This window comes from Shewanella hafniensis (assembly GCF_019655335.1).
Classification (GTDB): domain Bacteria; phylum Pseudomonadota; class Gammaproteobacteria; order Enterobacterales; family Shewanellaceae; genus Shewanella; species Shewanella hafniensis.
Map to the genome: position 1 here is coordinate 1 of NZ_BPFD01000209.1, position 565 is coordinate 565.

General features: G+C 38.1%; 1 protein-coding gene. It reads left to right on the top strand.

Translation table 11 applies throughout. The features are described from left to right. A partial coding sequence (locus K5Q99_RS21950; protein WP_220778137.1) for a restriction endonuclease subunit S occupies window positions 1-565 on the top strand: 565 nt, incomplete at both ends.

Below are 565 nucleotides of genomic sequence, written 5' to 3' on the forward strand. Positions count from 1 at the left end.
AAATGATATGGCACCAAAGACAACTGTTGCCATAGTAAACAAAACTAGATTTTCAGCTTTAAAAATCCCACTTCCGCCACTCGAAACCCAAAAGCAAATTGCGGCGGTGTTAGAAAAAGCTGACCAACTGCGTAAAGACTGCCAGAAAATGGAGCAAGAGCTAAACAGCCTCGCCCAGTCAGTGTTTATTGAGATGTTTGGTGATCCAGTGACGAATCCTAAGGGGTGGATTAAACGTGAGTTAAGTGAAATGCTATCTGTTAAGCATGGTTTTGCGTTTAAAAGTGAGTTTTTTACAACTGAAGGAGAGTATGTTCTTCTTACCCCTGGTAATTTCAAAGAGGAAGGTGGGTATTGGGATCGTGCTGATAAGCAAAAATACTACGTTGGTGAAATTCCAAAAGACTACATACTTGAAAAAAATGATTTATTGCTTGCTATGACAGAACAAGCAGCAGGTTTACTTGGTAGCTCGATACTTGTACCTGAATCTAATAAGTACCTACATAATCAAAGATTAGGTTTGGTCAAATTTAAAGATAACGGACAAAATACTGTATTTTAT